The following is a 12,511-nucleotide window of genomic DNA, read 5'->3' on the forward strand; positions in this document are numbered from 1 at the left end:
CAGGGACACGACGATGACGCGATATTCCACGCGCCGACGCACCGCCAGCTGCGCCGCCGCGCTGTTGATCACCTCCGCGCTGCTGCTCGGCGGCTGCAAGCCGGCGGCCGGCGATGCCCAGGCCAAGCAGAAGGAAGCCGAAAAGGCGCCGGACGCGATCCCGGTCGAGGTGGCCAAGGCGACCCGGCGCGCGGTGGCGGCCAGCTACAGCGGCACCGCCGCGCTGGAAGCGCGCGCCGAATCGCAGGTGGTGGCCAAGACCTCGGGCGTGGCCCTGGCGGTGCTGGCCGAGGAAGGCCAGCAGGTCCGCGCCGGGCAGCCGCTGGTGCGGCTGGACCCGGACCGCGCGCGGCTGGCGGTGGCGCAGAGCGAGGCGCAGCTGCGCAAGCTGGAGAACAACTATCGGCGCTCGCAGCAGCTGGTCGGCCAGCAGCTGGTCAGCGCCGCCGACGTCGACCAGATCAAGTACGACCTGGCCAACGTGCGCGCGCAGCACCAGCTGGCGGCGCTGGAACTGTCCTACGCCACCGTGGTCGCGCCGATCTCCGGGGTGATCGCCTCGCGCTCGATCAAGACCGGCAACTTCGTGCAGATCAACACCCCGATCTTCCGCATCGTCGACGACTCGCGCCTGGAGGCCACGCTCAACGTGCCCGAGCGCGAGCTGGCCACGCTCAAGGCCGGGCAGCCGGTGACGCTGCTGGCCGATGCGCTGCCGGGCAAGCAGTACCTGGGCAAGGTCGACCGCATCGCGCCGGTGGTGGATTCGGGCAGCGGCACGTTCCGGGTGGTGTGCGCGTTCGAAGAGGGCGCCGAAGCGCTGCAGCCGGGCATGTTCGGACGCATCCGCATCGACTACGACCAGCGCGCCGATGCGCTGGTGGTGCCGCGCCTGGCGCTGCTCGACGACGGCGAGCCGGCGGTGTTCAAGGTCAATGCCGGCAAGGTCGCGCGGGTGCCGGTGACGCTGGGCTATTCCGAAGGCCCGTGGGTGGAGATCCGCGCCGGCCTGCAGCCCGGCGACCAGGTGGTCACCGCCGGCAAGGTCGCGCTGCGCGACGGCAGCCGCGTGCAGGTGATCGCGCCGCAGCGCGAGGTCGCCGACGCCGGCGGCAATGCCGCGGTCGGAGCGCACTGATGACCAGCGCCGGTTCCGATCACGGCAGCGATCCGCACGAACACAGCCCGCCGGGCGTGCACGGCGGCGGGCTGGTCGAATTCGCCACGCGCCGCCGCGTGACCATCGCCATGGCCACGGTGACGCTGCTGCTGTTCGGCGTGATCGCGCTGAACAGCCTCAAGGTCAACCTGCTGCCCGACCTGAGCTATCCGACCCTGACCGTGCGCACCGAGTACACCGGCGCGGCGCCGTCGGAGATCGAGACGCTGGTGACCGAGCCGGTCGAGGAAGCGGTCGGCGTGGTCAAGAACCTGCGCAAGCTCAAGTCGGTGTCGCGCACCGGGCAGAGCGACGTGGTGCTGGAGTTCGCCTGGGGCACCAACATGGACCAGGCCAGCCTGGAGGTGCGCGACAAGATGGAGGCGCTGGAGCTGCCGCTGGAAGCCAAGGCGCCGGTGCTGCTGCGCTTCAATCCCTCCACCGAGCCGATCATGCGCCTGGTGCTGGCGAGCAAGACCACCCCGGCCAGCGACGCCGATGCGGTGCGCGCGCTGACCCAGTTGCGCCGCTACGCCGACGAGGACCTGAAGAAGAAGCTGGAGCCGGTGGCCGGCGTGGCCGCGGTCAAGGTCGGCGGCGGGCTGGAGGACGAGATCCAGGTCGACATCGACCAGCAGCGGCTGGCGCAGCTGAGCCTGCCGATCGACAACGTCATCACCCGGCTCAAGGAAGAGAACATCAACATCTCCGGCGGGCGCCTGGAACAGGGCTCGCAGCGCTACCTGGTGCGCACGGTCAACCAGTTCGCCGACCTGGACGAGATCAACAACCTGCTGCTGACCACCCAGGGCGCCGGCAGCAATGCCGCCGACGCGGCGATGCAGCAGATGTACGCGATCGCCGCGTCCACCGGCTCGGAGGCGGCGCTGGCCGCGGCCTCGGCGGCGCAGAGCGCTTCGTCCAGTTCCACCACCACCATCGCCGGCGGCATGCCGGTGCGGCTGAAGGACGTGGCGCAGGTGCGGCAGGGCTACAAGGAGCGCGAGGCGATCATCCGCCTGGGCGGCAAGGAGGCGGTGGAGCTGGCGATCTACAAGGAGGGCGACGCCAACACCGTGTCCACCGCCGCGGCGCTGCGCAAGCGCCTGGAGCAGCTGAAGGCGCAGGTCCCGCCGGACGTGGAACTGACCACGCTGGAGGACCAGTCGCGCTTCATCGAGCACGCCATCGGCGACGTCAAGAAGGACGCGGTGATCGGCGGCCTGCTGGCGATCCTGATCATCTTCCTGTTCCTGCGCGACGGCTGGAGCACGTTCGTGATCAGCCTGTCGCTGCCGGTGTCGATCGTGGCCACGTTCTTCTTCATGGGCCAGCTGGGGCTGAGCCTGAACGTGATGTCGCTGGGCGGGCTGGCGCTGGCCACCGGCCTGGTGGTGGACGATTCGATCGTGGTGCTGGAGAGCATCGCCAAGGCGCGCGAGCGCGGCCTGAGCATCCTCGACGCGGCGATCGCCGGCACCCGCGAGGTGAGCATGGCGGTGGTCGCCTCGACCCTGACCACGATCGCGGTGTTCCTGCCGCTGGTGTTCGTCGAGGGCGTGGCCGGTCAGCTGTTCCGCGACCAGGCGTTGACCGTGGCGATCGCGATCGCGATCTCGCTGGTGGTGTCGATGACCCTGATCCCGATGCTGAGCTCGCTGAAGGGGCGCCCGCCGCTGGCGTTCCCGGCCGAACCGGAGCAGCCGCGGTGGGAGCCGCAGCGCGGTTGGCTCAAGCCGGTGGCGTGGGGCCGGCGCGGCGCTGCGGCCGCGGTGCGCGGCGGTTTCTTCGGCGCGGCGTGGCTGGTGGTGCGGCTGTGGCGCGGCGGCGTGGCGGTGATCGCGCCGGTGATGCGCAAGGCCAGCGACCTGGCGATGGCGCCGTATGCGCGCGCCGAGCGCGGCTATCTGCGGCTGCTGCCGGGCGCGCTGGCGCGGCCGTGGCTGGTGCTGGGCCTGGCCGCGCTGGCGTTCGCGGCGACGCTGGCGGTGGTGCCGATGCTCGGCGCCGACCTGATCCCGCAACTGGCGCAGGACCGCTTCGAGATGACGGTGAAGCTGCCGGCCGGCACGCCGTTGCGGCAGACCGATGCGCTGGTACGCGAACTGCAGGAAACCCACGGCAAGGATGCCGGCGTGCAGGCGCTGTACGGAGTCAGCGGCAGCGGCACCCGGCTCGACGCCAGCCCCACCGAGAGCGGCGAGAACATCGGCAAGCTGACCATCGCCATGGCCGGCGGCGGCAGCGAGCAGTTCGAGGCGCAGCAGAGCGATCGCATGCGCGCGACGATGCGCAAGCACCCGGGCGTGCAGGTCGGTTTCAGCCGCCCGGAGCTGTTCAGCTTCTCCACGCCGCTGGAAATCGAACTGCGCGGGCAGGACCTGGAGACGATCCAGCACGCCGGGCAGAAGCTGGCGGCGATGCTGCGCGGCAACGACCACTACGCCGACGTGAAATCGACCGTGGAAGAGGGCTTTCCGGAAATCCAGATCCGCTTCGACCAGGAGCGCGCCGGCGCGCTGGGCCTGACCACGCGGCAGATCGCCGACGTGGTGGTGAAGAAGGTGCGCGGCGACGTCGCCACCCGCTACAGCTTCCGCGACCGCAAGATCGACGTGCTGGTGCGCGCGCAGCAGAGCGATCGCGCCAGCGTCGACAGCATCCGCCGGCTGATCGTCAATCCCGGCAGCAGCAAGCCGGTGACGCTGGACGCGGTCGCCGACGTGGTCGCCACCACCGGCCCCAGCGAGATCCACCGCGCCGACCAGATCCGCGTGGCGATCGTGTCGGCCAACCTGCGCGACATCGACCTGGGCGGCGCGGTGCGCGAGGTGCAGGACATGGTCGCGCGCGAGCCGCTCGGCGCCGGCGTGGGCATGCACATCGGCGGGCAGGGCGAGGAGCTGGCGCAATCGGCCCGGTCGCTGCTGTTCGCGTTCGGCCTGGCGATCTTCCTGGTGTACCTGGTAATGGCCTCGCAATTCGAATCGCTGCTGCACCCGTTCGTGATCCTGTTCACCATCCCGCTGGCGATGGTCGGCGCGGTGCTGGCGCTGCTGCTGAGCGGCAAGCCGGTGTCGGTGGTGGTGTTCATCGGCCTGATCCTGCTGGTCGGGCTGGTGACCAAGAACGCGATCATCCTGATCGACAAGGTCAACCAGCTGCGCGAGGACGGCGTGGCCAAGCGCGAGGCGCTGATCGAAGGCGCGCGTTCGCGGCTGCGCCCGATCATCATGACCACGCTGTGCACGCTGTTCGGCTTCCTGCCGCTGGCGGTGGCGATGGGCGAGGGCGCCGAGGTGCGCGCGCCGATGGCGATCACCGTGATCGGCGGCCTGCTGGTGTCCACGCTGCTGACCCTGGTGGTGATCCCGGTGGTCTACGACCGCCTGGACCGCCGCGCCGACAGCTACTACGCCGAGCGCGGCCAGCGCGCGCGGCGGCGCCTGCAAGGCCTCGGCCGCGGCGCCGGCGACGATGCGGGTGCGCCGGCATGAGCGTCGCCGAGTTCAGCATCCGCCGCCCGATCACCACCATCATGTGCTTCGTGTCGCTGGTGGTGGTCGGCCTGATCGCCGCGTTCCGGCTGCCGCTGGAGGCGCTGCCGGACATCTCCGCGCCGTTCCTGTTCGTGCAGCTGCCGTACAGCGGTTCGACCCCGGACGAGGTCGAGCGCAACCTGGTGCGGCCGACCGAGGAAGCGCTGGCGACGATGACCGGAATCAAGCGCATGCGCTCGACCGCCACCGCCGACGGCGCCAACATCTTCATCGAGTTCACCGACTGGGACCGTGACATCGCCATCGCCGCGTCCGACGCGCGCGAGCGCATCGACGCGATCCGCGCCGACCTGCCGGAAGACCTGCAGCGCTACCACGTGTTCAAGTGGTCCAGCAGCGACGAGCCGGTGCTGAAGGTGCGCCTGGCCGGCGCGGCCGACCTGACCGGCGCCTACGACATGCTCGACCGCGAGTTCAAGCGGCGCCTGGAACGCATCCCCGGCGTGGCCAAGGTGGAGGTGTCCGGCGCGCCGCCGAACGAGGTCGAGATCGCGATCGCGCCGGACCGGCTCAGCGCGCACAACCTCAGCCTCAACGAGCTGAGCGAACGCCTTGGCAAGCTCAACTTCTCGCTGTCGGCCGGGCAGATCGACGACCACGGCCAGCGCCTGCGCGTGCAGCCGGTCGGCGAGCTGCGCGACCTGCAGGAACTGCGCGACCTGGTCATCGACAACAAGGGCCTGCGCCTGGGCGACATCGCCGACATCCGGCTCAAGCCGACCCGGATGAACTACGGCCGGCGCCTGGACGGGCGCCCGGCGGTGGGCCTGGACGTGTACAAGGAGCGCAGTGCCAACCTGGTCGAGGTGTCGCGCGCGGTGCTGGCCGAGGTCGAGCAGATCCGCACCCAGCCGGCGCTCAGCGACGTGCAGGTCAAGGTCATCGACAACCAGGGCAAGGCGGTGACCTCGTCGCTGACCGAACTGGCCGAGGCCGGCGCGGTCGGCCTGCTGCTGTCGGTGACGGTGCTGTTCTTCTTCCTGCGCCACTGGCCCTCCACGCTGATGGTGACCCTGGCGATCCCGATCTGCTTCACCATCACCCTGGGCTTCATGTACTTCGCCGGGGTCACCCTCAACATCCTGACCATGATGGGCCTGCTGCTGGCGGTGGGCATGCTGGTGGACAACGCGGTGGTGGTGGTGGAGAGCATCTACCAGGAACGCGAGCGCATGCCCGAGCAGCCGCAGCTGGCCTCGATCGTCGGCACCCGCAACGTCGCCATCGCGCTGTCGGCCGGCACCCTGTGCCACTGCATCGTGTTCGTGCCGAACCTGTTCGGCGAGACCAACAACATCAGCATCTTCATGGCGCAGATCGCCATCACCATCTCGGTGTCGCTGCTGGCCTCGTGGCTGGTGGCGGTGAGCCTGATCCCGATGCTGTCGGCGCGGATGCGCACGCCGGCGCTGGTGCGCTCCGAGCGCGGCCTGATCCCGCGCCTGCAGCGCCGCTATGCGCGGGTGCTTAGTTGGTCGCTGGCCCATCGCGGCTGGAGCGTCGGCGCGATCGCGCTGATCACCGCGGTCAGCGTGGTGCCGATGCTGCAGACCAAGAAGGACATGTTCGGCGGCGACGGCGGCGAGCAGATCTTCATCGGCTACGAGTGGAAGGGCTCGTACACGCGCGAGCAGCTGTCGGCGGAAGTGGCCAAGCTCGAACGATTCATCGACGCGCGCCGCAAGCGCTACCACGTCACCCAGGTGTATTCGTGGTTCAGCGAGGTGGAAGGCAGCAGCACCACGCTGACCGTGGACCTGAAACAGGTGCGCGACCTGCCGGCGCTGATCGAGCAGATCCGCAAGGAACTGCCGCGCTCGGCGCTGGCCAACTACAGCGTCGGCAGCAACGGCAACGGCCAGGGCGGCGGCAGCGGCGCGCAGAGCGTGCAGGTGCAACTGGTCGGCGACTCCACCCAGGCGCTGCGCGCGATCGCCGACGACGTGGTGCCGCTGCTGGCGCGGCGCAAGGAACTGCGCGACGTGCGCGTGGACACCGGCGACCGCACCACCGAGCTGGCGGTGCGGGTGGACCGCGAGCGCGCCGCGGCGTTCGGCTTCAATGCCGAGCAGGTCGCCAGCTTCGTCGGCCTGGCGTTGCGCGGCGCCTCGCTGCGCGAGTTCCGCCGCGGCGACACCGAGGTGCCGGTGTGGGTGCGCTTTGCCGGCGCCGAGGAGACCACGCCGGAGGACCTGGACAGCTTCAACGTGCGCACCAAGGACGGGCGCAGCGTGCCGCTGCTGAGCCTGGTCGACGTGCAGACGCGGCCGGCGGCGACCCAGATCGGGCGCACCAACCGCCAGACCACGCTGACCATCACCGCCAACCTCGGGCTCAAGGTCACCCCGCCGGAGGCCAAGCAGGCGATGGAGGAGACCCTGAAGGGCGTCAGCTTCCCGGCCGGCTACCACTACAGCTTCGACGGCGCCGACGGCCAGGACGACGACAAGGCCGGCCAGCAGATGATGTTCAACCTGCTGATCGCGCTGCTGATGATCTACGTGGTGATGGCCGCGGTGTTCGAATCGCTGCTGTTCCCGGCGGCGATCATGAGCGGCGTGCTGTTCTCGATCTTCGGCGTGTTCTGGCTGTTCTGGCTCACCGGCACCAACTTCGGGATCATGGCCTTCATCGGCATCCTGGTGCTGATGGGCGTGGTGGTGAACAACGGCATCGTGATGATCGAGCACATCAACAACCTGCGCCGGCGCGGCCTGGGCCGCACCGAGGCGCTGGTGGAAGGCTCGCGCGAGCGGCTGCGGCCGATCATGATGACGATGGGCACGGCGATCCTGGCGATGGTGCCGATCTCGCTGACCACCACGCAGATGTTCGGCGACGGCCCGGCCTACTATCCGATGGCGCGCGCGATCGCCGGCGGCCTGGCGTTCTCCACCGTGGTCAGCCTGCTGTTCCTGCCGACCATCTACGCGATCCTCGACGACCTCAGCGGCGGCGTGGCCCGGCTGGTGCGCCGCGCCCGTGGCGGCCGCGGCGTGGCGGCGCCGGTGGTGTCCTGACGGCGTCGCGCGCCGCATCGCGCAGAACGACGTGTGGGAGGGGCTTCGGCCCCGACGCCTTACCGATAAGGCGTCGGGGCCGAAGCCCCTCCCACAATGTTCAACGACACGGCGACGGTGCAATCGGGCAGGGCACATGGCCCTGCCGCCGCGAAACGCTCAGCCGGCCAGCTTGCCGAAGATGCGGAATCCGGCCAGCCACACGCCGAGCATGCTGCCCAGGTTGGTCAGCAGGAAGGTCAGCACCACCCGCGAAACGCGGTTGCGGTACCAGCCGCGCAGGTTCTGCGCGTCGTCGCGCAGCGCCAGGAAGTCGCCGTAGGCCGGCTTGCGCATGTGCACCTCCACCAGCGCGCTGAACGCGCCGGCCGGCACGCCGGGACGGAACGGCTTCAGCGGCGCGGCGATGGCGCCGGCGACGATGCTCAGCGGATGGCCGCCGGCCAGCAGGCAACCCAGCCCCGCCAGGCCGCCGGTGAACAGCACCCACTGCAGCAGCAGGTCGGTGCCCAGGGCGAAGCCGCCGCGCCAGTAGCCCCAGGCCACGCCGCCCAGCACCAGCGCGGTCAGGGTCAGGGTGATCCACGGCACCTTCTTCTTGGTCGGCACGTCTTCCAGCGCCTTGCGCAGCGAGGCCGGATCGTCCTGGTCGTCCTGCAGGTGCCTGGCCAGGCCGGCCAGATGGCCGGCGCCGACCACTGCCAGCACCTCGCGAATGCCGGCGGCGCGCGCGGCGTCGAGGTAGTCGGGGGCCGCGATCGGGGTCTGGCTGGGCAGGGTCCGCTGCGCGTGTTCCTCGCGCAGGCGCGTGGCCATGTAGCGGTCGCGCTCGGCGATGATGGTGTCGTACAGCGCCGGGCTCTCGCTGGCGAAGTCGCCGAAGCTGGCCTCGAGCATGTCGCCCTGCTTGAGCTTCTCGATCTCCGCCTCGCCGACCTCGTCGGAGGCGAACAGGCCGCCGAGCAGGCCGCTGCCGAGCTTGAGCTTGCCGAAGAAACCGAGCCGGCCGGAGGCGCGCTTGAAGGTCAGCCCGACCTCGCGGTCGATCAGGTACACCGGCAGCTGCCGCTCGCGCGCCAGCAGCACCGCGCGCTTGAGCTCGGCGCCGGGCTCGATGCCCAGTTGCTCGGCCAGGCGCCGCTGGTAGGCGGCCAGCGCCAGGTTGGCGGCGAACAGCGCCACCCGGCCCTTGCGGATCACCTGCACCAGGTCCAGCTTGGTCAGCGCGTCCGGATCGGTCAGCGCCTGCAGCCGTTGTGGGTCCAGTTCCACCGCGACCGCATCGAAGCGGCCGCTGTCGATCGCCCGTTCCACCGCGGCGACGCTGGTCAGCGACACGTGCGCGGTACCGAGCAGGGTGTAGCGCACGCCATCGCGTTCGACGATGCGGTACGGCTGGCCGGCGAACAGTGCTTCGTCGGCCTGGGAAAGTTCGTTCATTCCATCACTCATCGGAGGGCGCCTGGTCGGCGCCGGGGCCCAGCGGGCGTTGCATCTGCAGCGTGTCCAGCCAGCGCCCATGCTTGCGGCCGAGACCGCTGAACACGCCGACCGGTCTAAAGCCGAAGCGCTGATGCAGGCGGATCGAGGCATGGTTGGTCGACTCGCCGATCACCGCCACCATCTGCCGGAAGCCGCGCGCCTCGCAGTCCGCGATCAGCGCCTGCAGCAGCGCAGAACCGACACCGCGGCGGTGCAGCGCCGGGTCCACGTAGACGGTGTTCTCCACGGTCCAGCGGTAGGCGACGCGGGCCCGGTAGCTGCTCGCATAGGCGTAGCCGGCCAGGCGGCCGTCGGCGGCATGCGCGACCAGGTAGGGATAGCCGCGTGCGACCACGTCCTGCATCCGCCGCAGCATCTCGGCCTGGTCCGGCGCATCGTACTCGTAGGTGTTGACGTGGCTACGCACCTCTTCGGCGTACAGCGCAGTGATCGCGGGGATATCGGCGGCCTCGGCGGCGCGCAGCTGCAGATCGTCCAAGGCGGTGGCGGCTCAGTCGATGTAGCGCTTCAGCAGATCGCCGTAGGCGTCGATGCGGCGGTCGCGCAGGAACGGCCAGATCCGCCGCACGTGCTCGCTGCGCTGCAGGTCCACGTCGCAGACCAGCACGGTCGGCTCGGCGCCGGCTTCGGCGATGAATTCGCCCTGCGGGCCGAGCACGTGGCTGTTGCCCCAGAACTGGATGCCGGCCGCGCCGACCACGCCATCGGCGGCCAGCGGCGAGGCTTCGTGGCCGACCCGGTTGCAGCTGAGCACCGGCACGCCGTTGGCCACGGCATGGCCGCGGTGGCTGAGGATCCAGGCGTCGCGCTGGCGCTCCTGTTCGGCCTGCTCGTCGCTGGGGTCCCAGCCGATCGCGGTCGGGTACAGCAGCAGTTCGGCGCCGGCCAGCGCCATCAGCCGCGCCGCTTCCGGATACCACTGGTCCCAGCACACCAGCACGCCGAGGCGGCCCACCGAGGTCTGGATCGGGGTGAAGCCGAGATCGCCCGGGGTGAAGTAGAACTTCTCGTAGAAGCCCGGGTCGTCGGGGATGTGCATCTTGCGGTACTTGCCGAGCAGGCTGCCGTCCTTCTCGAACACCACCGCGGTGTTGTGGTACAGGCCGGCGGCGCGGCGCTCGAACAGCGAGGCCACCAGCACCACGCCATGGCGCTTGGCCAGCGCGCCCAGGCGCTCGGTGCTGGGCCCGGGAATCGGCTCGGCCAGGTCGAATTCGTCCACCGACTCGTGCTGGCAGAAATACGCGCCGTTGTGCAGTTCCTGCAGCAGCACCAGCTGCGCGCCCTGCGCCGCGGCCTCGGCCACGCGCAATTCGATGACCGCCAGGTTCGCCGCGGCATCGCCATGGTTGCGCTCCTGGATCAGCGCGACGGAAAGAGTGTTTCGGCTCATTGCGGGAAGAATGGTCGGCGAAAGCGCGCATGGTAGCGCGGATGGCGCGGCGGCAGGTTCCCGGCAGATGAATGCCGCGCCGGGCCGATGCGTTCACTGCGGCCTTGGCGGGGCGGGCGTTGCCGTTGACTCATGCCGCCGTGCCGACGCGGGCGCCGCGGTGGCGGCGCGGCGCCGGGATCGCCGTCCGCCTCGCCGCGGCCGTGGCAGTTTCGTTCTGTACGACGTGCTGCCTGACGATCCGGAAGGTTGCGCTCCCGCCCGCCGTCACGCACCCGGTGCGCCGGCGCGTCAGGCCGCCAGCACGCCCTCGGGCAACTGCATGGTGATGCAGTGCAGGCTGCCGTTCTGCCAGATCAGCGCGCGGCACGGGATCGGCACGATCTCGTGGCGCGGGAACGCCTGCGCCATCACCGCCTGCGCCTGCGCATCGGCGGCATCGCCGTAGGCCGGCATCAGCACCGCGCCGTTGACGATCAGGAAGTTGGCGTAGGACGCGGCCAGACGCCGGCCCTGGTCGATCACCGGCTGCGCCCACGGCAGCGGGAACAGCCGGTACGGGCGGCCGTCGGCGGTGCGCAGCGCGGCCAGTTCGGCGCCCATCGCCTGCAGCTCGGCGTAATGCGAGTCGCCGGCATCGTCGCAGGCCTGGTAGACGATCGCGTCGGCGCTGGCGAAGCGGGCGAGGGTGTCGATGTGCGCGTCGGTGTCGTCGCCTTCCAGGTAGCCATGGTCCAGCCACAGCACCCGCTGCTGCGCCAGCCAGTCGGCCAGGTCGTGGCTCAGCGATTCGCGCGAGCGCTGCGGATGGCGTTCGTGCAGGCACTGCCAGGTGGTCAGCAGGGTGCCGGCGCCGTCGCTGTCGATCGCGCCGCCTTCCAGCGCGAAATCGATGCTGCGCACGCTGCTGCCGGCGAACAGGTTCTGCGCCGCCAGCGCGCCCACCAGCTGGTCGTCGCGGCTGGCCTGGAACTTGCCGCCCCAGCCGGTGAAGCGGAAATCCAGCAGCTGGAAGCCGCCGTCGGCGCGGGCCAGGGTGATCGGGCCGGAGTCGCGCAGCCAGGTGTCGTCGTACTCGGCCTCGACGAACCGCACGCGCTGCATGTCCACCCGCGCCGACCGCAACCGCGCCTCGGCGTAGATCTGCAGGTCGGCATCGGCGACGCAGATCAGCACACGCTGGTAGCGCACGATCGCCGCGACCAGCGCGATGTAGGTCTCCTCGACCTCGGCCAGGCGCTCGGCCCAGTCGGTGCCGGCATGCGGCCAAGCGATCAGGATGGCGGACTGGGGTTCCCATTCCGCGGGAAGGCGAAGGCGATCAGTCATTGCAACCACTACTCACGTCATGCCCGAGCCGAAGCCGGGCTTTCATTTGATCCCCGCACATGGATGTGCGGGCTCTTGCGAAGGACTCGCATAAACCGGGCTCTTGCGAGGGCTCGCATCACCGAATGGCAGGCTTGGGACCGACCTCGTTGGCATCGGCCTTGTTGGCGACCACGTCGACCACTTTTTGCTTCTCGAAGTACACGGTGAAGGCCGGGTACACCCAGCGGTTGATGGTCGGCCACTGCCGCTTCTGGCCGCCGCGCGGGTCCAGCCTCTGCTGCGGGGCGCCGTAGCGCGCTTCGACCTCGGCCATGCTCAGCCCGCGCGCCGGCATCGCCGCGGCGGGTTCCTGCTTGACCCGCTCGACCAGCAGGGTCTCGGCGTGGGCGGCGCCGGCCACGCCCAGAACGGCCAGCAGCAATGCGGACAGACGATGCTTCATCACGGTGTGCTCCCCAGAGGACGAACGGCGATTACAGCAAACTTCGGCAACAAAAAACCGCCCGAAGGCGGCTTTTGTCGATGACCCGCCACCGTGCGCGCG

At 70.1% G+C, this 12,511-nt stretch carries 8 protein-coding genes; 3 read left to right on the plus strand and 5 right to left on the minus strand.

All coding sequences use genetic code 11. From position 1 onward, the window contains the following. Nucleotides 1-13 precede the first annotated feature (13 nt). The 3 genes from OCJ37_RS09460 to OCJ37_RS09470 are packed head-to-tail and all read left to right on the plus strand — an operon-like array spanning nucleotide 14 to nucleotide 7,739. Entirely contained in the window at nucleotides 14-1,138 is a 1,125-nt protein-coding gene (locus tag OCJ37_RS09460) for an efflux RND transporter periplasmic adaptor subunit (RefSeq protein WP_263113384.1), read from the plus strand. After that, on the plus strand, nucleotides 1,138-4,656 hold the full coding sequence (locus tag OCJ37_RS09465) for an efflux RND transporter permease subunit (protein WP_263113385.1): 3,519 nt from the start codon (nucleotides 1,138-1,140) through the stop codon (nucleotides 4,654-4,656). The genes OCJ37_RS09460 and OCJ37_RS09465 overlap by 1 nt, the downstream gene beginning before the upstream one ends. Further along, entirely contained in the window at nucleotides 4,653-7,739 is a 3,087-nt protein-coding gene (locus OCJ37_RS09470) for an efflux RND transporter permease subunit (protein ID WP_263113386.1), read from the plus strand. Before OCJ37_RS09465 ends, OCJ37_RS09470 begins: the two co-directional genes overlap by 4 nt. A gap of 159 nt (nucleotides 7,740-7,898) precedes the next feature. Here OCJ37_RS09470 and OCJ37_RS09475 read toward each other — a convergent pair whose 3' ends face one another. The 5 genes from OCJ37_RS09475 to OCJ37_RS09495 form a co-directional block, all read right to left on the minus strand. Continuing rightward, entirely contained in the window at nucleotides 7,899-9,191 is a 1,293-nt protein-coding gene (locus tag OCJ37_RS09475) for a TraB/GumN family protein (protein ID WP_263113387.1), read from the minus strand. Continuing rightward, nucleotides 9,184-9,720, minus strand: a complete 537-nt coding sequence (locus tag OCJ37_RS09480; RefSeq protein WP_263113388.1) for a GNAT family N-acetyltransferase — start codon at nucleotides 9,718-9,720, stop codon at nucleotides 9,184-9,186. The genes OCJ37_RS09475 and OCJ37_RS09480 overlap by 8 nt, the downstream gene beginning before the upstream one ends. Before the next feature lie 12 nt (nucleotides 9,721-9,732). Then, on the minus strand, nucleotides 9,733-10,635 hold the full coding sequence (locus tag OCJ37_RS09485) for a carbon-nitrogen hydrolase (protein WP_263113389.1): 903 nt from the start codon (nucleotides 10,633-10,635) through the stop codon (nucleotides 9,733-9,735). 291 nt (nucleotides 10,636-10,926) lie between these two features. Then, complete coding sequence (locus OCJ37_RS09490; RefSeq protein ID WP_263113390.1) at nucleotides 10,927-11,964, minus strand: agmatine deiminase family protein; 1,038 nt, start codon at nucleotides 11,962-11,964, stop codon at nucleotides 10,927-10,929. Between the two features lie 118 nt (nucleotides 11,965-12,082). Continuing rightward, nucleotides 12,083-12,409 carry a hypothetical protein gene (locus tag OCJ37_RS09495; protein ID WP_263113391.1) on the minus strand — a complete coding sequence of 109 codons (327 nt, stop codon included), beginning with the start codon at nucleotides 12,407-12,409 and terminating at the stop codon, nucleotides 12,083-12,085. Nucleotides 12,410-12,511 lie beyond the last annotated feature (102 nt).

Origin of the sequence: Xanthomonas sp. AM6 (assembly GCF_025665335.1) — a bacterium.
Classification (GTDB): domain Bacteria; phylum Pseudomonadota; class Gammaproteobacteria; order Xanthomonadales; family Xanthomonadaceae; genus Xanthomonas_A.